The organism is Mycobacterium sp. E1386 (assembly GCF_001672745.1).
Taxonomy (GTDB): Bacteria; Actinomycetota; Actinomycetes; order Mycobacteriales; family Mycobacteriaceae; genus Mycobacterium.
This window is the reverse complement of sequence record NZ_LZKH01000175.1, coordinates 77,989-98,387: the sequence shown is the minus strand read 5'-3', so window position 1 is coordinate 98,387 and position 20,399 is coordinate 77,989. Positions and strand designations below refer to the sequence as shown.

At 67.1% G+C, this 20,399-nt stretch carries 16 protein-coding genes, 2 tRNA genes and 1 pseudogene; 7 read left to right on the top strand and 12 right to left on the bottom strand.

The window, feature by feature from the left end; translation table 11 throughout:
• The 3 genes and pseudogenes from A5709_RS18155 to A5709_RS18145 form a co-directional block, all read left to right on the top strand.
• A partial coding sequence (locus tag A5709_RS18155) for a transglycosylase family protein (RefSeq protein WP_231986999.1) occupies positions 1 to 366 on the top strand: 366 nt, incomplete at its 5' end.
• An 88-nt stretch (positions 367 to 454) separates the two neighbouring features.
• Positions 455 to 1,714, top strand: a complete 1,260-nt coding sequence (locus A5709_RS18150) for a trans-acting enoyl reductase family protein (RefSeq protein ID WP_068121308.1) — start codon at positions 455 to 457, stop codon at positions 1,712 to 1,714.
• A 62-nt stretch (positions 1,715 to 1,776) separates the two neighbouring features.
• A pseudogene (locus A5709_RS18145) lies at positions 1,777 to 2,628 on the top strand (class I tRNA ligase family protein); the annotation flags it as partial.
• 1,006 nt (positions 2,629 to 3,634) lie between these two features.
• Here A5709_RS18145 and mobA read toward each other — a convergent pair.
• The 5 genes from mobA to clpX all read right to left on the bottom strand — a co-directional run bounded on the left by mobA (position 3,635) and on the right by clpX (position 10,123).
• On the bottom strand, positions 3,635 to 4,240 hold the full coding sequence (mobA, locus tag A5709_RS18140) for a molybdenum cofactor guanylyltransferase (RefSeq protein WP_068008458.1): 606 nt from the start codon (positions 4,238 to 4,240) through the stop codon (positions 3,635 to 3,637).
• 1 nt (position 4,241) lies between these two features.
• The gene (locus A5709_RS18135; protein ID WP_067211553.1) at positions 4,242 to 5,333 is read right to left on the bottom strand and encodes a 2-oxoacid:ferredoxin oxidoreductase subunit beta; all 1,092 of its coding nucleotides are present in this window, start codon (positions 5,331 to 5,333) and stop codon (positions 4,242 to 4,244) included.
• Positions 5,330 to 7,303 (bottom strand): 2-oxoacid:acceptor oxidoreductase subunit alpha, encoded by a 1,974-nt coding sequence (locus tag A5709_RS18130; RefSeq protein WP_156673159.1) that lies wholly within the window; start codon positions 7,301 to 7,303, stop codon positions 5,330 to 5,332. The genes A5709_RS18135 and A5709_RS18130 overlap by 4 nt, the downstream gene beginning before the upstream one ends.
• 243 nt (positions 7,304 to 7,546) lie before the next feature.
• Positions 7,547 to 8,797, bottom strand: a complete 1,251-nt coding sequence (locus A5709_RS18125; RefSeq protein WP_156768095.1) for an MFS transporter — start codon at positions 8,795 to 8,797, stop codon at positions 7,547 to 7,549.
• A 45-nt stretch (positions 8,798 to 8,842) separates the two neighbouring features.
• On the bottom strand, positions 8,843 to 10,123 hold the full coding sequence (gene clpX / locus A5709_RS18120) for an ATP-dependent Clp protease ATP-binding subunit ClpX (RefSeq protein ID WP_055400128.1): 1,281 nt from the start codon (positions 10,121 to 10,123) through the stop codon (positions 8,843 to 8,845).
• A 321-nt stretch (positions 10,124 to 10,444) separates the two neighbouring features.
• Between clpX and mmuM the strand changes: the two genes are divergently transcribed.
• On the top strand, positions 10,445 to 11,326 hold the full coding sequence (mmuM, locus tag A5709_RS18115; protein ID WP_082974153.1) for a homocysteine S-methyltransferase: 882 nt from the start codon (positions 10,445 to 10,447) through the stop codon (positions 11,324 to 11,326).
• A 52-nt stretch (positions 11,327 to 11,378) separates the two neighbouring features.
• Here mmuM and clpP2 read toward each other — a convergent pair whose 3' ends face one another.
• From clpP2 to A5709_RS18095, 4 genes are all read right to left on the bottom strand, one after another.
• Positions 11,379 to 12,023 (bottom strand): ATP-dependent CLP protease proteolytic subunit ClpP2, encoded by a 645-nt coding sequence (gene clpP2, locus A5709_RS18110; RefSeq protein ID WP_067948328.1) that lies wholly within the window; start codon positions 12,021 to 12,023, stop codon positions 11,379 to 11,381.
• A complete protein-coding gene (gene clpP1 / locus A5709_RS18105) occupies positions 12,020 to 12,610 on the bottom strand; it encodes an ATP-dependent CLP protease proteolytic subunit ClpP1 (RefSeq protein ID WP_040622585.1) in 591 nt (196 codons plus the stop codon). The genes clpP2 and clpP1 overlap by 4 nt, the downstream gene beginning before the upstream one ends.
• A 126-nt stretch (positions 12,611 to 12,736) precedes the next feature.
• Positions 12,737 to 14,140, bottom strand: coding sequence for a trigger factor (gene tig / locus A5709_RS18100; RefSeq protein WP_068121301.1), 1,404 nt, complete (start codon positions 14,138 to 14,140; stop codon positions 12,737 to 12,739).
• A gap of 66 nt (positions 14,141 to 14,206) precedes the next feature.
• Positions 14,207 to 14,283, bottom strand: a tRNA-Pro gene (locus tag A5709_RS18095).
• Between the two features lie 148 nt (positions 14,284 to 14,431).
• Between A5709_RS18095 and A5709_RS18090 the strand changes: the two genes are divergently transcribed.
• Positions 14,432 to 14,502: transfer RNA gene (locus tag A5709_RS18090), tRNA-Gly, on the top strand.
• 32 nt (positions 14,503 to 14,534) lie between these two features.
• The gene (locus tag A5709_RS18085; protein WP_068121298.1) at positions 14,535 to 15,725 is read left to right on the top strand and encodes a serine hydrolase domain-containing protein; all 1,191 of its coding nucleotides are present in this window, start codon (positions 14,535 to 14,537) and stop codon (positions 15,723 to 15,725) included.
• 21 nt (positions 15,726 to 15,746) lie between these two features.
• Here A5709_RS18085 and A5709_RS18080 read toward each other — a convergent pair whose 3' ends face one another.
• From A5709_RS18080 to A5709_RS18070, 3 genes are read right to left on the bottom strand one after another with little or no spacing between them, the layout of a single operon-like run.
• The gene (locus tag A5709_RS18080) at positions 15,747 to 16,556 is read right to left on the bottom strand and encodes an Fpg/Nei family DNA glycosylase (protein WP_068121295.1); all 810 of its coding nucleotides are present in this window, start codon (positions 16,554 to 16,556) and stop codon (positions 15,747 to 15,749) included.
• 7 nt (positions 16,557 to 16,563) lie between these two features.
• Entirely contained in the window at positions 16,564 to 17,043 is a 480-nt protein-coding gene (locus tag A5709_RS18075) for a ribose-5-phosphate isomerase (protein ID WP_068121291.1), read from the bottom strand.
• 27 nt (positions 17,044 to 17,070) lie between these two features.
• Complete coding sequence (locus tag A5709_RS18070) at positions 17,071 to 17,694, bottom strand: Rv2466c family mycothiol-dependent reductase (RefSeq protein WP_067946996.1); 624 nt, start codon at positions 17,692 to 17,694, stop codon at positions 17,071 to 17,073.
• Between the two features lie 105 nt (positions 17,695 to 17,799).
• On the opposite strand from A5709_RS18070, the gene pepN reads away from it, so the two are divergent.
• On the top strand, positions 17,800 to 20,376 hold the full coding sequence (pepN, locus tag A5709_RS18065) for an aminopeptidase N (RefSeq protein WP_068121288.1): 2,577 nt from the start codon (positions 17,800 to 17,802) through the stop codon (positions 20,374 to 20,376).
• Positions 20,377 to 20,399: the final 23 nt, after the last annotated feature.

The following is a 20,399-nucleotide window of genomic DNA, read 5'->3' as shown; positions in this document are numbered from 1 at the left end:
CCACAACACGATGTCGAATTCGCGCGGCGTTGCGGTCACTGGCCCGACGCCCCGCCGCCGGCACCCGCGGGCTTCGACCCGAACCTGCCGCCGCCTCCGGGCCCGGAGGCCCCGCCGCCTCCGCCGGTCCACGCGTACAGCGTGAACTGGGATGCCATCGCGCAGTGCGAGTCGGGTGGCAACTGGTCGATCAGTACCGGTAACGGTTTCGCCGGCGGCCTCCAGTTCACCCCGAGCACCTGGCGCGCCAACGGCGGGTCGGGTTCGCCCTCCGGCGCGAGCCGTGAGGAGCAGATCCGGGTGGCCGAGAACGTGCTGCACTCGCAGGGCATCGGCGCCTGGCCGGTCTGCGGGCGACGCGGCTGACCATCTACAACGCAGTAGTAAGTAGTGCCGGGCCTGGTGGCCCGGCACTACTTATCTGCTTATCTGCGGGTCGGGTAGCGTCGGGCCAGTGACCGCAACGCCGCGCGAATTCGACATCGTGTTGTACGGGGCGACCGGCTTCGTCGGGAAGTTGACCGCCGAATACCTGGCCCGGTCCTCGCCTGGCACGCGCGTGGCGCTGGCCGGCAGATCCACCGACCGCTTGCGAGCCGTCCGCGACACGCTGGGTGAGTCCTCTCAGGCCTGGCCGCTTGTCGCCGCCGACGCATCCTCGCCGTCGACGCTCAACGATATGGCGGCCCGCACCCAGGTCGTCATCACCACGGTCGGCCCATATACCCGTTACGGGCTGCCGTTGGTCGCCGCGTGCGCGACGGCGGGCACCGACTACGCCGACCTGACCGGGGAGGCCATGTTCGTCCGCGAGAGCATCGACCTGTACCACAAGCAGGCCACCGACACCGGTGCCCGCATCGTGCATGCCTGCGGATTCGATTCCGTCCCTTCGGACCTCAGTGTCTATGCGCTATACCGGGCGGCACGGGATGACGGCGCCGGAGAGCTCGCCGACACCGACCTCGTGGTCCGGTCCTTCTCGGGTGGGGTATCCGGGGGAACCGTCGCGTCGATGCTGGAGGTGTTGGACACGGCTTCCCGCGATCCCGATGCGCGTCGCCAACTCGCCGACCCGTACACGCTCAGCACCGACCGCAGCGCCGAACCCGAGATCGGGCCGCAGCCCGACCTGCCGTGGCGGCGCGGTCGCCAGATCGCGCCGGAACTGACCGGCCTGTGGACGTCGGGGTTCGTGATGGCCCCCTACAACACCCGTATCGTGCGGCGCAGCAACGCATTACTGGACTGGGCGTACGGCCGCCGGTTCCGCTACACCGAGAGCATGAGCCTGGGGTCGTCGCCGCTTGCGCCGCTGGCGTCGGCCGCGGTGGGCGGCGTCGCGAACGCCACATTCGGATTGGGTAGCCGCTATTTCCGGCTGCTGCCCCGCCGGCTGGTGGAGCGCATCGTCCCCAAACCCGGGACCGGCCCCAGCGCGGCGGCGCGCGAGCGCGGCTATTACAAGATCGAGACCTACGCCACCACGACCACCGGCGCCCGATACGTGGCGCGCATGGAGCAGCGCGGAGACCCCGGCTACAAGGCGACTTCGGTGCTGTTGGGGGAGTGCGGCCTCGCGCTCGCGCTCGACCGCGACAAGCTGCCGAACCTGCATGGCGTCCTCACCCCCGCGGCCGCGATGGGTGACGCGCTGCTGGCCAGGTTTCCCGCCGCCGGTGTGACGTTGCAGGTTGACCGGCTCTCCGAGTGACCCGGCTCACCTGCGATTTGGGCACTTACAGCGGGGTAAACGGCGCTCCCTAGAATTGACGGGTGACCGCCAGCCGCAGCCCCGCCAGCGTCCTGCCCAAGTCGTGGGATCCCGCTGCCGCCGAAAGCGCGATCTACCAGAAGTGGCTCGACGCGGGCTACTTCGAGGCCGACCCGACGAGCGCCAAACCGGGATACTCGATCGTGCTGCCCCCACCGAACGTGACCGGCAGCCTGCACATGGGTCACGCGCTGGAACACACGATGATGGACGCCCTGACCCGTCGCAAACGGATGCAGGGTTATGAGGTGCTGTGGCAGCCGGGCATGGACCACGCCGGGATCGCGACCCAGAGCGTGGTGGAAAAGCAACTTGCGCTTGACGGCAAGACCAAAGAGGACTTCGGCCGGGAACTGTTCGTCGAAAAGGTCTGGGACTGGAAGCGCGAGTCCGGCGGTGCGATCAGCGGCCAGATGCGCCGGCTCGGCGACGGGGTGGCCTGGAGCCGCGATCGCTTCACCATGGACGAGGGCCTGTCGCGGGCGGTCCGCACCATCTTCAAGCGGCTCTATGACGCCGGCCTGATCTACCGCGCCGAGCGCCTGGTCAACTGGTCGCCCGTGCTCGAAACCGCGCTCTCCGACATCGAAGTCAACTACGAAGAGGTCGAGGGCGAGCTGGTGTCGTTCCGCTACGGCTCCCTCGACGACTCGCAACCCCACATCGTGGTCGCCACCACGCGGGTCGAGACGATGCTCGGCGACACCGCCATCGCGGTCCATCCCGAGGACGAGCGGTACCGCCACCTGGTCGGCACCACCGTGGCGCACCCCTTCGTCGACCGGCAGCTCCTCATCGTCGCCGACGAACACGTCGACCCCGAATTCGGCACGGGCGCGGTCAAAGTCACGCCCACGGGGGTGGGCTGACGGTCTCTGGTTGATGCGGGAAACCTGCTTCGGAACGTGCCGAGTTGTTCCGGCACGACAGCGGTGGGCTCGAATCGCCCGGCGGGCTGCTACCCGTCGGCCGCGGACTGGCCTTGGCCGTCCGCAGCCCCGCTCACACGCGGGTCCGTGATTCTGTTTTCAGTTACTCTTCCGTAACCCGTTGCGGGCTAACAGGGACCGTACGAGAACCAGCCGCGTTCGTCATCTTCGGAAAACGTCCATCTCGTTTCGGTAACGGGGTGATCACGGCGCAATACCGTCGCCATTCTGGCAGGTCAACCGCGCGTTTCCGCGAAGTACCCAACAATCGCACGGCCTTTCAAATCGTGAGCCGAATCACGCCCATTTTGTGAACTGGCGCACGTATTTGCGGTACCGCCTTGGGGCCGTTTCGGGTCCAACGGACTCGGGTCCGGGGTCGCGAAGGGGCGCAGCCTACAACAAGTTACGTTGCTTCGTCACGCGCCACGCCCGACCATGTCAGCGAATTATGTTGTGCTGCTGGCTAACTTGCATCGTTCGAATAGCATGCGTGCACGTCGGCGAGCATCGCCGCGCCAGCCCTGGGAATGCCCTGAAAATTGTTCTCGCATAGTGCTTTTCGATCGGCCTACGCATACCGTCGAGGCCGCAACCGTGCAAGCCGGCCGCTCGTGCGAACACCTCGGCGGGCCGCCCGGCCGTCCACGCCAATTTGCTCACGGGATCGGCGATTCGGGTTGGCGGCAGATGCATAGACACCGCGACTTCCAATGAAGCAACGGACAATCGGCCTGAAACTTGCGGTGCGCCAACAGATCACGCTCCGCGCGCGGATTACCTATTCCGCCGATGCCGCGTCACTTGGCCGCTGTCGAAGCGGCGCACTCGTCTTATGTCGAATAAGCTTGGATATTCGCGCGCGTTGTCGGTGCTCGAATTTAACGCAGAATTTATGCGACGCGATTTCGACGCGCGCGCAAGATCGCCGTCAGCGCCGGGGCTGTGCGAGGGCGCGGAGCTCGGCGTCGGTGTTGACGTTGGTCAGCCACCGCGAATCCGATGTCACGACGCGCTGGGCATCCGATGAGTCCACCAAGGCACGCATTTTGCGCTCGCCGGCGGCCACCAATGCGTCGACCCGGTCGGCCAGGTCTGTCCGGTACACCGCGGCAAGGTAGTGGTCCTGGCCGTCCCAGGGCAGCACCACTTCCGCACCGGTCTCCAGCGCCCGGCGGGCGAGGTCGTCGATGAGTTCGACCGCCAGGAACGGCATGTCGACGGCGCAGACAAACGCGAGCCGGGCGCCGGCATCGGCGGCCGCGCGCAATGCCCGCCCCGTCGCCGGCAGCGGGCCCAGGCCGCGCAGTTCGTCGCGCATGACCCGAGCGTGCAGTTCGGGCAACGGCTGGCCTTGGGCGGCCATGACAAGGACTGGGTCGCAACGCTGTTGGAGGATGCCGACGACGTGTTCGACCATCGTGGTCGCGTCGGAGCCCGCGGACCCGGGCACCGGCAGGCTCGCTTTGTCACGCCCCATTCGCTGCGATGCGCCGCCGGCGAGCACTACGCCGGCCAGTGAACTCGTGTCGCCCACGTCAGTCGACGGTCCAGGTGTCGCGACCACGCAGCAGCGACTGCAGGGCGGCGTCGTCGAACGGCTTCGCGGCCCGGGCGGCCTGCACCTGCGAGCGCGCCGCGTCGTCGTACGTGGGCCGGCTGACATCGCGGAAGATTCCGAGCACGGTGTGATCGAGATTCTGATCGGAGAGGCGCGACAACGCGAAGGCGTAGGCCGAGTCGTCGGTGTGCGCGTCGTGCACCATGATCTCGTCGACGGACACGTCGGCGGTCTTGGCGAATTCGAGGCCGAAGCCGGACTTCACCACGCAGTACTCGCCGTCGGCGCCGAAGGTGATCGGCTCGCCGTGGCGGATGTTGATCACCCGTTCCTCGGCGCCCTCCTTGCGCAGCACGTCGAAGGAGCCGTCGTTGAAAATCGGGCAGTCCTGCAGGATTTCGACGACCGCGGCGCCGCGGTGCTCGGCGGCGGCGCGCAACACCTCGGACAGTCCGTTGCGGTCTGAGTCGAGCGCACGGCCGACGAACGTCGCCTCGGCACCCAGCGCCAACGACACCGGATTGAACGGGTGGTCCAGCGATCCCATCGGCGTCGACTTGGTGATCTTGCCGACCTCCGACGTCGGCGAGTACTGGCCCTTGGTCAGCCCGTAGATCCGGTTGTTGAACAACAAGATCGTGATGTTGACGTTGCGGCGCAGCGCGTGGATGAGGTGGTTGCCACCGATCGACAACGCGTCGCCGTCGCCGGTGACCACCCACACCGACAGGTCCTCGCGGGCCAGCGCCAGGCCGGTCGCGATGGCCGGCGCGCGTCCGTGGATCGAGTGAAATCCGTACGTCTCCAAGTAATACGGGAACCGGCTCGAACAACCGATGCCGCTGATGAACACGATGTTCTCGCGACGCAGCCCGAGCTCGGGCAGGAAGTTGCGGATGGTGTTGAGGATGACGTAGTCCCCACACCCGGGACACCAACGGACCTCTTGGTCACTGGTGAAGTCCTTGCCCTTCTGCGGTTGATCCGTGGTGGGCACACCATCGTTCTTCTTCAGCCTCGGGGTCAGCCCAAGGTCCGTGCCTGCCAGGTTTCCCATCAGGTCGGTCATTCGATAGCTCCCGCTCCAACCGTTGCTGCCGCCATTCTGGCGACCATCGTCTTGTCTTGCTCGATTTCGGCCAGCGTGCCGCCCTGCGCAGCGCGGATGACACGCCCGATTTCGTCGGCGAGGAATGCGACGCCCTGAACCTTGCTCACCGATTGCACGTCGACCAGGTACTTGCCGCGAAGCAGCAAAGCGAGCTGGCCCAGGTTCATTTCCGGGCACACCACCATCGGGTAGCGCCGCAACACATCACCCAGGTTCGCCGGGAACGGGTTCAGGTAGCGCAGGTGCGCGTGCGCGACCTTGACGCCCTTGCGTCGCGCGCGCCGGCAGGCTTCACCGATCGGGCCGTACGAGCTGCCCCAGCCGATCAGCAGCAGCTCGGCGTCTCCGGTCGGGTCGTCGACCTCGAGGTCGGGAACCGAGATGCCGTCAATCTTGGCCTGCCGCAACCGAACCATGAGGTCGTGGTTGACCGGTTCATAGGAGATGGCGCCCGAGCCGTTGGCCGCTTCCAGGCCACCGATCCGATGCTCGAGGCCCGGGGTGCCCGGTACGGCGAATTGGCGCGCGAGGGTCTCGGGATCGCGGTTGTAGGGCTGGAACGGCTCGTCCGGCTTGGCGAACGTGTGCTTGATCGGCTGCAGTGTGCCGACGTCCGGAATGCGCCACGGCTCCGAGCCGTTGGCGATCGCGCCGTCGGACAACACGATCACCGGGGTGTGATACGAGACCGCGATGCGCACCGCCTCGAGCGCGGTTTCGAAGCAGTCGGACGGCGAGCGGGGCGCCAGCACGGCAACCGGCGACTCGCCGTTGCGGCCGTACAACGCCTGCAGCAGGTCGGCCTGCTCGGTCTTGGTCGGCAGGCCGGTCGAGGGCCCGCCGCGCTGAACGTCGATGACCAGCAAGGGCAATTCGGTCATCACCGCGAGACCCAACGCTTCGGACTTCAGTGAGATCCCCGGGCCCGATGTGCTTGTCACTCCGAGGGCACCGCCGTACGAGGCGCCGATTGCGGCGCAGATGCCGCCGATCTCGTCCTCGGCCTGGAAGGTGATGACGTCGAAGTTCTTGTGCTTGGACAGCTCGTGCAGGATGTCCGACGCCGGCGTGATCGGGTAACTGCCGAGCACCACCGGAATGTCGGCCAGCTTCCCCGCCGCGACGATGCCGTAGGCCATCGCGGTGTTGCCGGAGATCTGGCGGTATTCGCCAGCGGGCAATGTCGCCCGCGACACCTCGTAGGTGGTGCCGAACGCCTCGGTTGTTTCGCCGTAGTTCCAGCCCGCCTTGAGCGCCAAGACGTTGGCCTCGGCGATGTCGGGCTTGCGGGCGAACTTCTCCCGGATGAACTTCTCGCTGGTCTCGATCGGGCGGCCGTACATCCACGACAGCAGACCCAGCGCGAACATGTTCTTGGCGCGCTGACCGTCTTTCTTCGACGCGCCGATCGCCTCGACGGCGCCCAGCGTCAGGGTGGTCATCGCGACCGAATGCACGACGTAGTCGGACAACTCGTCGGACTCGAGGGGGTTCGTTACGTAACCCACCTTGGTCAGGTTGCGCTTGGTGAACTCGTCGGAGTTGGCGATCACCATGCCGCCGCGCGGAAGGTCGCCCAGGTTGGCCTTGAGCGCCGCCGGGTTCATCGCGACGAGCACGTCGGGGCGGTCACCGGCGGTCAGGATGTCGTAATCGGCGATTTGAATCTGGAAGGACGAGACGCCGGGCAGGGTGCCTGCGGGGGCGCGGATCTCAGCGGGATAGTTCGGCTGGGTCGCCAGGTCGTTACCGAAAAGCGCTGCCTCCGAGGTGAACCGGTCGCCGGTCAGCTGCATCCCGTCGCCGGAGTCCCCGGCGAAGCGAATGACGACTTGCTCCAGGCGTTGACGGTCAGACCCGCCACCGGAAGGCGACCCGTTCGAGCCGTTGTGAGAATCAGACCCGGCTCCGCTGCCGTTCGGATCCACGTATCCGCCTTCCATTCGTCATCCGGATAGGCACTTCGCTGCTGGAGCTTTAGGTTACGCGCTGTTCAAGCGAGTCCCGCGCCCTCGCGCTGTGTGTCAGTGGTGGTACCAATTATGGCACTTCTTTAAGACTCTCTAAGACGAGAATGGTCGTCTCTAATCCATTACATGCAGCGGTTTTGCACCTAAAAGCGATGTCAGCCGGGGGACAGTGCCGCCGACGCTTGAAAAGTGTGGTATTGGTCACTTCTGCGCGGTGGCGGCCAGTTCTCTGGGCGCCGTTTCGGGCATGGCGATCAGGTACAGCAGAAAGCCCGCGCCCGCGAGCGCTCCCAGGAAAGCGAACGCGGCGTTGTAGCCGGCCGCCACCACGATCCAGCCCGCAACAAGATTGGACACCGAGGCGCCTATCCCGGTAGCGGCGGTCACGGCGCCGAGGCTGACATTGAACCGGCCGCTGCCGTGCGTCACGTCCTGGACCACGAGGGGAAAGAGCGCGCCGAACACGCCCGCCCCGATGCCGTCCAGCAGCTGCACGCCGACCAACCAGTACGGGTTACCGGACGCGGTGTAGAGAAATCCGCGGGCGGCCAACACCGCGAAGCCAATCAGGAAGATCGGCTTCCGTCCCCACGAATCGGCCTTGGCTCCGGCGAAGTATGCCACCGGCACCATGACCACCTGCGCGGCGACGATGCAGCCCGCCATCAGCGCGGTCCCGACGTCCTTGTTGTGCAGCGCCAGCAGCTGGCCGACCAGCGGCAGCATCGCGGCGTTGGCGAAGTGGAACGCAATGACCGTCGCGGCGAAGAGCATCAGCCTGCGGTTGTGCAGCAGCGTCGCGATCCGGGACGGCGTCTCGTGCGGCCCTCCCGGCACGTGGTCCATGCCCCGGGCGACGTCGTGGTCGATCGCGTCGGCCGGAATCCGCAGCGTCGCAAGCACACTGGCGGCCGCCATGACGGCAAGCACCCAGAACACCACCACCGGCCCGAAGAAATAGGCCAGCCCGCCGGTGACGGCGGCGGCCGACGCGTTCCCCGCATGGTTGAACGACTCGTTGCGCCCGATTCGCCGGGAAAAGTAACGGGGACCCACGACGCCCAAGGTGATCGCGGCCAGCGCCGGGGCGAAGACCGAGCCGGCGATGCCGGTGAGGGCCTGCAATACCGAGATCGAATAGAAGCCGGGGAACAACGGCATCGCCAACGAACCGGCCGTGATGGTCAACGCGCCGACGATGATCAGCGCCCGTTTCGCCGTACTCCGGTCCACCAACGCGCCGGCCGGTGCCTGCGCGACGATCGCCCCGATCCCGCCGACCGCCATGACGAACCCGATCGACGCCTGATCCCAGTGGTGGGCCAGCAGCAGGTAGATCGACAGGTAGGGGCCCAGCCCGTCGCGGACATCGGCCAGCAGGAAGTTCAGCAGGTCGAGCGCGCCCGTCAGCCGGCGCGTAACGGGGCTGGGGGTGGCAGCGGCGGCCGGCATGCGCATCTAGTACCCAAATGCGCGGCCGCTCGACCGCAAGGGGTGTTAGGCGCTCTTGTCGCGGCGCTCGGTGCGCGACGGCTTGCGCGGGACGATCGTCGGCAGCACGTTGTCCTGCACGGTCTCCTTGGTCACCACGACCTTGGCGACGTCGTCGCGGCTCGGGATGTCATACATCACCGGCAGCAGGACCTCTTCCATGATGGCGCGCAGACCGCGGGCACCCGTGCCGCGGTGGATCGCCTGGTCGGCGATCGCCTCGAGCGCGTCGTCGGTGAACTCGAGCTCCACGCCGTCCATCTCGAACAGCCGGGTGTATTGCTTTACCAGAGCGTTCTTCGGCTCGGAGAGGATCTTGACCAACGACTCGCGGTCCAGGTTGGTCACCGAGGCCACCACCGGCAGCCGGCCGATGAACTCGGGTATCAGACCGAACTTGATCAGGTCCTCGGGCATGACCTCGGCGAAGTGGTCGGTGGTGTCGATCTCGGCCTTCGAGCGCACCTCGGCGCCGAAGCCCAGGCCCCGCTTGCCGACGCGCTCGTAGATGATCTTCTCCAGGCCGGCGAACGCCCCCGCGACGATGAACAGCACGTTGGTGGTGTCGATCTGGATGAACTCCTGGTGCGGGTGCTTGCGGCCGCCCTGCGGGGGAACCGATGCCTGCGTGCCCTCAAGGATTTTCAGCAGCGCCTGCTGCACACCCTCGCCGGAGACATCGCGGGTGATCGACGGGTTCTCGCTCTTGCGGGCGATCTTGTCGACCTCGTCGATGTAGATGATTCCGGTCTCGGCGCGCTTGACGTCGTAGTCGGCGGCCTGAATGAGCTTGAGCAGAATGTTTTCGACGTCCTCACCGACGTATCCGGCTTCGGTAAGCGCGGTGGCGTCGGCGATGGCGAACGGCACGTTGAGCATCTTGGCGAGCGTCTGCGCCAGGTAGGTCTTGCCGCAGCCGGTGGGACCGAGCATCAAGATGTTGGACTTGGTCAGCTCAACCGGCTCGTGCCGGGAGTCGCGGCCCTTCTCCCCGGCCTGGATGCGCTTGTAGTGGTTGTAGACGGCGACGGCCAGCGTCCGCTTGGCGGTGTCCTGCCCGATGACGTAGCCCTCCAAGAATTCCCGGATCTCAACCGGCTTGGGGAGTTCGTCAAGTTTGACGTCGTCGGCGTCGGCCAGCTCCTCTTCGATGATCTCGTTACAGAGGTCGATGCACTCGTCGCAGATGTACACACCGGGGCCAGCAATGAGCTTCTTGACCTGCTTTTGGCTCTTCCCGCAGAACGAGCACTTCAGCAGGTCACCGCCGTCTCCGATGCGCGCCATGTTGCTGAGGGCCTACTTCCTTTTCGCCGTTCGTGTAGCCGTGCCGCATGTATCCCCCGACGCTACCCGCTAGATCGGGCCCGACGCGACCGTTAGCGCCGAATCGCGTCGGTGGTATTCATGCATGTTCGTCTTGATGAAACATATAGCCAGACGGCGCCCGTCACTCGCGAAAGACGCGCTTTGCGTGTCTTTGGCGTGTCGCGGTCGTTACCCGACCGAGGCTGGTGCGCCGACCGATTGCCACTTCCGCCGGGGATGCCGACCCCAGCGAAGCCCGGGCAGATCCCCAAGAAATCACCCTACAGTGGCCGGGTGGGAATGGCTCTGATCAGCGGATCGGTACTGATCAGCGATGGTGGTTTGGCCACCGAGCTCCAGGCGCGCGGTCACGACCTCTCCGATGCGTTGTGGTCGGCCAGGCTGCTGGCCGACGCGCCGCACGAAATCGTCGCCGTCCACGCCGCGTTTTATCGCGCGGGCGCCGCGATCGCGACGACGGCGAGCTACCAGGCGTCGTTCGAGGGCTTCGCTTCCCGCGGGATCGACCGAGCCGAAGCCGCCGGGCTGCTGCGCCGCAGCGTCGAACTCGCGAAGACCGCGCGTGCCGAGGTGGGCGTGAGCGGGCTTCTCGTCGCCGCGTCGGTCGGCCCGTACGGCGCCGCATTGGCCGATGGATCCGAATACCGCGGACACTACGGCCTATCCGTGGCGGCCCTGCGGCGATGGCACCGGCCGCGGCTGGAGACCTTGGCCGGCGCCGGCGCCGACGTGCTGGCGTGCGAAACCGTGCCCGACATCGACGAGGCCGAGGCGCTGGTCGATCTGGTCCGTTCCGTCGGCGCGCCGGCCTGGCTCAGCTACACCATCAACGGCGCCCGGACCCGGGCCGGGCAACCGCTGGCCGAGGCGTTCGCCGTCGCCGCCGGGGTGCGCGAGATCGTCGCGATCGGCGTCAATTGCTGCGCACCCGAGGACGTGCTGCCGGCGATCGAGATCGCCTCGGCAACCGGCAAGCCGGTGATCGTCTACCCCAACAGCGGCGAGCGGTGGAACGGCACGGGCTGGGCGGGGCCGCGTTCGTTCTCCGCGCGGCTGGCCGCACAGTGGGTGACGGCAGGGGCCCGCATCGTCGGCGGCTGCTGCCGGGTCGGGCCGGCCGACATCGCCGAGGTGACGACCGTGTTGCCGAACGTGCTCTGAGGGCGGTAAATCGGCTGAAATCTCGCCATGAGAGCACGTTCGGCGAGGGGACCTAGGCGTTCTGCGCGGAGAGCTTCCGGTACTCCAGAACGGTGTCGATGATCCCGTAGTCCTTGGCCTCTTCGGCGGTCAGGATCTTGTCGCGGTCGGTGTCCTTACGGACCGTCGCGGCGTCCTTACCGGTGTGGCGGGCCAGCGTGGTCTCCATCAGCGTGCGCATCCGCTCGATCTCGGCGGCCTGGATCTCCAAATCGGAGAACTGGCCCTGGATCACGCCCTGCAGCGACGGCTGGTGGATCAGCACCCGCGCGTTGGGCAGCGCCATCCGCTTGCCGGGAGTTCCAGCGGCCAGCAACACCGCCGCGGCAGAGGCGGCCTGGCCCAGGCACACCGTCTGGATGTCGGCGCGCACGTACTGCATGGTGTCGTAAATCGCCATCAGCGAGGTGAAGCCGCCGCCGGGAGAGTTGATGTACATGGTGATGTCGCGGTCGGGGTCCAGCGACTCCAGCACCAGCAGCTGCGCCATGATGTCGTTCGCCGACGCGTCGTCCACCTGGACGCCGAGGAAGATGATGCGCTCCTCGAACAGCTTGTTGTAGGGGTTCGACTCCTTGACGCCGAAGCTGGAGTGCTCGATGAACGACGGCAGGATGTAGCGCGCCTGCGGCTGGGTCTGAGGGTGCTGAGTACTCACTGGGCTTCTCCGTTGGTGATGTGGGCGGCGCGCGTGATGATGTGGTCGACGAACCCGTATTCCAGTGCTTCCTGGGCGGTGAACCAGCGGTCGCGATCGGAATCGGCCTCGATGCGTTCGATCGACTGCCCGGTGAATTCGGCGTTCAGCCGGAACATCTCCTTCTTGATGACGTGGAACTGCTCGGCCTGGATGGCGATGTCGGCCGCGCTGCCCGTCACCCCGCCGAGCGGCTGGTGCATCAGGATGCGCGCGTGCGGCAGCGCGTAGCGCTTGCCCTTGGTGCCGGCCGCGAGCAGGAACTCGCCCATCGAGGCCGCCATGCCCATCGCGTAGGTGGCGATGTCGCAGGGCGCCAGCACCATGGTGTCGTAGATGGCCATGCCGGCGCTGATCGATCCGCCCGGGGAGTTGATGTACAGCGAGATGTCCTTGTCGGCGTCCTCGGCGGCGAGCAACAGGATCTGCGCGCACAGCCGGTTGGCGACCTCGTCGTTCACCTCCGAACCCAGGAAGATGATGCGCTCGGAGAGCAAGCGCTCATAGACCGAGTCCGTGAGGTTGAGCCCTTGCGAGGGCGAACGCATGTCAGACACGACTGGGTTACCTGCTTTCTCGAGTTCTTCTATTCACCGACACTAACCAACCGAGCCCACTGTTTCGCGGCCACGCTCCCCCTCAATTGGGCGCTTTCGCTCACAGCGTCAAACCGGTCACTCCGTTTCGTCGCCGGGGGCGTCGGCGTCGTCGGCGTCTCCAGCTTCCTCGGCCTCGCCCGCCGGCTCGGCATCGTCCGAACGCTTGCCGAAGAACTCACTGGTGTCGATGGCGTTGCCGTCGGTGTCGGTGACCGTCGCCGCCCGCACCACCTCGGCGATGGCCAGCCCGCGCCGCACGTCGGCGAACATGGCCGGCAGCTGGTTGTTCTCCTGCAGGTAGCCCAGCAGCTGCTGCGGCTCGATGCCGTATTGCCGAGACGTCGCAACCAGCCGTTCGGTCAGGTCGTCCTGGCCGACCTGCACCTCCAGCTCGTCGGCCAGCGCATCCAGCAGCAGCTGCCTCTTGACGTCCGTCTCCGCGGCGGTGCGCGTCTCGGTCTCGAACTCTTCACGGGTCTTTCCCTGCCCGGCGAGCGCCTCTTCGAGCTTGGCTTCGTCGTGGTCGAGGCTGTGCAGCGCGTCGTGGAGCGAGCTGTCGACCTGCGCCTTGACGATCGCTTCCGGCAGCGGCACGTCGACCTGTTCGAGCAGCGCGTCCAGCGCGGCGTTGCGAATCTGGTCGGCCTGCTGGGCGCGCTTGACCCGCCCCACCTGGTCGCGCAGGCTCGACCGCAGCTCCTCGATGGTGTCGAACTCGCTGGCCAATTGGGCGAACTCGTCATCGGGCTCGGGAAGCTCGCGTTGCTTGATCGACTTGACCGTGACCGTCACCTGCGCGTCCTGCCCCGCATGCTCGCCGGCCGCCATCTGGGCGGTGAACTCACGGGACTCATCGACCGACAGCCCGACCAGCGCGTCGTCGAGGCCGGCGATGAGCCGGCCCGACCCGACCTCGTGGGACAGGCCCTCCGCGGCGGCCCCCGGCACCTCTTCGCCGTTGATGGTGGCCGAGAGGTCGATGGAGACGAAGTCCCCGGTGGCCACCGGCCGGTCCACGCCGGTCAGCGTGCCGAACCGGGCGCGCAGCGACTCCAGTTCGGCGTCGACGTCCTCGTCGCTGACGTCGATGGGGTCCACCGAGATCTTCAGCGTGCCGAGGTCCGGCAGGTCGATCTTGGGGCGGACGTCGACCTCGGCGGTGAACGCCAGCTCCTCGCCGTACTCCTTCTTGGTGACCTCGATCTCGGGCTGGCCCAGGGGCTGCACTTCCGAATCGACGACCGCCTGCCCGTACCGCGCGGGCAGCGCCTCGTTGACGACCTGGTCGAGCAGCGCCTCCCGGCCGAAGCGGGCCTCCAGCAACTTCGCCGGCGCCTTACCGGGCCGGAAGCCGGGAAGCCGCACCTGCTTGGCCAGCTCCCGGTAGGCGCGCTGGAAATCGGGCTCGAGTTCGGAGAACGGCACCTCCACATTGATGCGGACCCGGGTGGGGCTCAACTGCTCGACGGTGCTCTTCACGGGGGTGCTCCTCGGTGGTCGTTCCTGGCGTTCGGTGGGCCGTGTGTATGCGGCACGGGGTCGTGCTGGTCGGGGTGACAGGATTTGAACCTGCGGCCTTCCGCTCCCAAAGCGGATGCGCTACCAAGCTGCGCTACACCCCGCGCTGACCTCGATGATCCTAAGGCCCCTCGCGTGCGGGTTGGCCACAGGCTTCGCGACGACCTCGCGGACCCTCACGGAGCGATCACAAGACCGCGTCGATTAGATTTGATCTTCGTCGACAGCTACAGTCACGCTCGACTGGCACATGCGGGCGTAGCTCAATGGTAGAGCCCTAGTCTTCCAAACTAGCTACGCGGGTTCGATTCCCGTCGCCCGCTCGGGGTGAGGATCTGCTCCATAGAAAGGCGCCATGAGCGACCTAACAACGGACGCGGCAATCCGTGGCTCATGCGCGTCGGACTTCGTCGGGGTGCGCGACGCTTTCGAGCGCAACTTCGCGCTGGGCGATGAAGTTGGCGCGGCCGTCGCAGTGTGGGTAGACGGGTCCCTCGTCGTCAATCTCTGGGGCGGCTGGGCCGACGCGGCCCGTACCCGACCCTGGCAGCAGAACACCCTGACCACGGTGTTGTCCGGCACCAAGGGCCTGTCGGCCACCTGTGTCCACCAGCTGGCCGACCGCGGCGAGCTGGACCTGCAGGCCCCCGTGGCCCATTACTGGCCCGAGTTCGGCCAGGCGGGCAAACAAGACATCACGCTGGCGATGGTGATGAGCCACCGGTCCGGCGTGATCGGCCCCCGCACCCGGATGCGCTGGGAAGACGTCGCCGACTGGGACTTCGTCTGCGCGCAGCTTGCCGCCGCGGAGCCATATTGGGAGCCCGGCACCGCCCAGGGCTACCACATGACCACCTTCGGATTCATCGTCGGCGAGGTATTCCGCCGCGTCACGGGCCGGACGATCGGCCAGTACCTGCGCACCGAGATCGCCGAACCGTTCGGCGCGGACGTCCACATCGGGCTGCCCCTGGCCGAGCAACGCCGCTGCGCCGAGCGGGTGAACAAGCCGCACGCCCGCGACCTGCTGGCCGACGCGCAAGCGCCCGGCTACCCGACCAGCCTGGCCGAGCACCCGAAGGCGGGGTTGTCGATCTCCATGGGTTTCGCGCCAGACGACGAGCTGGGCTCCCACGACCTGCAGCTGTGGCGCGAACTCGAGTTTCCCGGCACGAACGGGCAAGTGTCGGCCCTGGGATTGGCGACGTTCTACAACGCGCTCGCCCAGGAGAAGGTGCTCAGCCGCGAGCATATGGAGCTGGTGCGGCAGTGCCAGGGTGGCCTGGAGACCGACTTGGTGCTCGGGCCACGGGTCGCCGATCACGGCTGGGGTTTGGGCTACATGCTCAACCAGCGGTGCGTGAACGGGCCCAACCCGCGGATCTTCGGCCATGGCGGGCTCGGGGGGTCGTTCGGGTTCGTCGATCTCGAACACCGGATCGGCTACGCGTACGTGGCGAACCGGTTCGACGCCACCAAGGCCAACGCGGACCCGCGCAGCCTGGCGCTGAGCAACGAGGTCTACGCGGCGCTCGGCGTCATCTAGGGTCCGGCGAACCGCGGCCCGTCATTTCTGGCAGGTAGGGCACCAGAACACGTTTCGCCCCTCGAGCACGGCCGTGCGGATCGAATCTCCACAGACCCGGCAGGCCTCGCCGGCGCGCCGGTAGACATACGTCCGGGGCCGCCCGGGCCGGTACGACGGCGGCCCGTGGTCGTGTTCGGGCCGCACCACGATGATCTTGCCCCGGCGCAAGCCGACCTTCATCAGCGCCACCAGATCGGTCCACGCCGCGGCGAACTCCGCCTCGCCGATGTCGCGGCCGGCACGGAACGGGTCGATGTGGTGGCGATAGAGCAGTTCGTTGCGATAGACGTTGCCGACGCCGGCGACGATGGTCTGGTCCATCAGCAGTGCGCCAATGGGCCTGCGGGACTTGGTGATTCGATTCCACGCCCAGGACGGATCGGCGTCGTTGCGCAGCGGGTCGGGACCGAGCTTGGCCAGCACGTCGGAAACCTGGCCCTCGTCGATCACCTCGCAGACCGTCGGCCCGCGTAAGTCGGTTCCGTAGTCGGCGCCGACCATTCGCATCCGCACCTGCCCGACCGGTTCGGGAAGGACCGCTCCGTCGTGCGGCCATTCGGTGAAGGCGCCGTAGAGGCCCAGGTGCACGTGCACGATCGGACCGCCTTGATGGGGCCCGTAGTGGTGGAACAGGTGTTTGCCCCAGACGCTGGTGCGGCGCAACACGCGCCCGTCCACCACGGCCGCATCGACGAAGCGGCCCTGCGGGCTCGACACCGCCACGGGCGCCCCACCGAAGCGGCGCTGATGCAGCCGGGCCAGGCGGTGCAGGGTATGCCCTTCGGGCATGCGCGCCTCAGCCCTGCGCGCCGGGCACCGGCGGCGCCTGGTGAGAGCGCTCGTACTCGGCGAGGATGTCGATACGTCGTTGGTGGCGTTCGGCTTTGGACCATTGCGCACTCAGGAAGGCATCCACGATGGCCAACGCCTCGGGGACCGTGTGCATGCGACCGCCGATCCCGATCAATTGCGCGTTGTTGTGCTCGCGGGCCAGGGTCGCCGTCTCGACGCTCCACCCCAGCGCGCAGCGGGCTCCCGGCACCTTGTTGGCCGCGATCTGTTCGCCGTTGCCCGAACCGCCCAGCACTATGCCCAGGCTGCCGGGGTCGGCCACCGTGCGTGTCGCGGCCGCGATGCAGAACGCCGGGTAATCGTCCTCGGCGTCATACGCGAAGGCGCCACAATCGATCGGCTCGTGCCCGGACGCTTTGAGGTGCTCGATGATCTGCTGCTTGAGCTCGAATCCGGCGTGGTCAGAGCCGAGGTAGACGCGCATGCCCGCAATCCTTACACGGGCCGCCTATCAGTCGAATTCGGGCTTCTCGGTGCGGGTCCGCTTGAGCTCGAAGAAGTGCGGGTAGGACGCGAAGGTCACCGACGCATCCCATAGCTTGCCGGCCTCCTCGCCGCGGGGGATCTTCGAGAGCACCGGCCCGAAGAACGCCACCCCGTTGACGTGAATGGTCGGCGTGCCGACGTCGTCGCCGACGGCGTCCATGCCGGCGTGGTGGCTCTTGCGCAGGGCGTCGTCGTACGCCTCGCTGTTCGCAGCCTCCGCGAGCTCCGCGGGCAGACCGGCGTCGGCGAGCGACAACTTGATGACTTCCTCGAGGTTCTTGTTGTCCTCGTTGTGAATCCGGGTGCCCATGGCGGTGTACAGCGGGTCGAGCACGCCCTCGCCGTGGGCCTGCTCGGCGGCGATCGCCACGCGCACCGGACCCCAGGCGTGCTTCATCATTTCGCGGTATTTGTCGGGAAGGCCTTCGCGGTTCTCGTTGAGGATCGCCAGGCTCATGACGTGAAAGTGCACCTCGATGTCTCGGACCTTTTCCACCTCGAGGATCCAACGCGAAGTGATCCAGCACCACGGGCACAGCGGGTCGAACCAGAAATCGGCTTGGTCTTTCTCGGCAGCCTTCTCAGCCATAGCGCAGTCCTCTCGTCGGTCGGTACACCGTTCAGCACAACCGTAGGCGCCGCGCCCCTGTTCCCGCACCGGCCGAGATGCGCGGCGGGCACGTAAGTTGGACGCGTGGCTCTTCCTAATCTCACCCGGGACCAGGCCGTCGAACGCGCCGCCCTGATCACCGTCGACAGCTACCAGATCGACCTCGATGTCACCGATGGTTCCGGCGCACCCGGCGAACGGACGTTCCGCTCCACCACCACGGTGGTGTTCGACGCGCTTCCCGGTGCCGACTCGTACATCGACCTCGCCGCCGAGACGGTGCGCAGCGCCAGCCTCAACGGCCATGACCTGGATGTATCCGGCTACGACGAATCGACGGGCATCGCGTTGCGCGGTCTGGAGAAACGCAACGTCCTCGTGGTCGACGCGGACTGCCGCTACTCCAACACCGGCGAGGGGTTGCATCGCTTCGTCGATCCGGTCGACAACGAGACCTACCTTTACTCGCAATTCGAAACCGCCGACGCCAAGCGCATGTTCGCCTGCTTCGACCAACCCGACCTCAAGGCGACGTTCGACCTGCGGGTGACGGCACCCAAACACTGGAAGGTGGTTTCCAACGGCGCGACGGTGTCCATCGAAGACGGCGTGCACGTCTTCGCCACCACTCCGCGGATGAGCACCTACCTGGTGGCCCTCGTCGCCGGCCCGTACGCCGAGTGGAAGGACACCTACGCCGACGAACACGGCGAGATCCCGCTGGGCATCTTCTGCCGGGAATCGTTGGCGCGCCACATGGATGCCGAGCGGCTGTTCACCCAGACCAAGCAGGGATTCGCCTTCTACCACAAGAACTTTGGGCTGCCGTATGCGTTCGGCAAATACGATCAGCTGTTTGTGCCCGAATTCAACGCCGGCGCAATGGAAAACGCGGGCGCGGTGACCTTCCTGGAGGACTACGTCTTTCGCAGCAAGGTCACCCGGGCCTCTTACGAGCGCCGCGCCGAAACCGTGCTGCACGAGATGGCGCACATGTGGTTCGGTGACCTCGTCACCATGACCTGGTGGGACGACCTGTGGCTCAACGAGTCGTTCGCGACGTTCGCGTCGGTGCTGTGCCAGGCGGAGGCCACCGAATTCACCGAGGCCTGGACGACGTTCGCGACGGTCGAGAAGTCTTGGGCGTACCGCCAAGACCAGCTGCCGTCCACCCATCCGATAGCCGCGGATATCCCCGATCTGGCCGCCGTCGAGGTGAACTTCGACGGCATCACCTACGCCAAGGGCGCGTCCGTCCTCAAACAGCTCGTCGCCTACGTCGGGCTGGAGTACTTCCTGGCGGGGCTGCGCGACTACTTCCGCACCCACGCGTTCGGCAACGCCACTTTCGACGACCTGGTGGCCGCGCTGGAGAAGGCGTCCGGCCGGGACCTGTCCGACTGGGGCCGGCAGTGGTTGAAGACGACCGGATTGAACACGCTGCGGCCGGATTTCGATGTCGACGCGGATGGCCGGTTCACCCGGTTCGCGGTGACACAGAGTGGCGCCGCCCCGGGTGCCGGTGAAACCCGAGTGCACCGGCTGGCGATCGGGATCTACGACGACGATGGCGCGGGTAAGCTGCTGCGGGTCCGGCGCGAAGAACTCGACGTCGAGGGTCCTGTCACGGAAGTGCCTGCCCTCGTTGGTGTTTCGCGTGGCCAGCTGGTGCTGGTCAACGACGACGATCTGACGTATTGCTCACTGCGGCTGGACGGCGAGTCGCTGCGGACGGCGCTGCGGCGGATCGCCGACATCGCCGAGCCACTCCCGCGCTCCCTGGTGTGGTCGGCGGCGTGGGAGATGACACGCGAGGCCGAACTGCGCGCCCGCGACTTCGTGGCGCTGGTCTCGGGCGGCGTGCACGCCGAAACGGAGGTCGGTGTGGCGCAGCGGCTGCTGCTGCAGGCGCAGACGGCGCTGGCTTCCTACGCCGAGCCGGACTGGGCGCGGGAGCACGGGTGGCCGCAATTCGCCGATCGGCTGCTGGAGCTGGCGCGTGCCGCCGACCCCGGCTCCGATCACCAGCTCGCCTTCGTCAACACCCTGTGTTCGTCGGTGCTGTCCACCCGGCACGTCGTGGCGCTGGCGGACCTGCTCGACCACGACCCGGCCGAGTTGGGGCTGGCCGGCCTCGCGATCGACACCGACCTGCGGTGGCGCATCGTGACCGCGCTCGCCAGCGCCGGAGAAATCGACGCGGATGGGCCGGCCACGCCCTTCATCGACGCGGAGGTCCAGCGCGATCCGACCGCCGCCGGCAAGCGGAACGGCGCCCAGGCGGCGACGGCGCGGCCGCAGCCACAGGTCAAGGAGGACGCCTGGACCACGGTGATCGAGGACGACACCCTGGCCAACATCACCGCCCGCAGCATCATCGCGGGCTTCGCCCCGGCCGGGCAGCACGACTTGCTCACGCCGTTCACCGACCGCTACTTCGAGGCGATACCGGGCGTGTGGGCGCGGCGTTCCAGCGAAGTCGCGCAAACGGTGGTGATCGGCCTGTACCCGCACTGGAACATCAGCGAGGCCGGCATCGCGGCCGCCGACAAGTTCCTGTCCGCCCCCGAGGTGCCGCCGGCGTTGCGGCGGCTGGTGCTCGAGGGCCAGGCCGGGGTGAAGCGGGCCTTGCGGGCACGCAAGTTCGACGCGACCGACTAGGCCGACGGTGACGACCCGCCGCG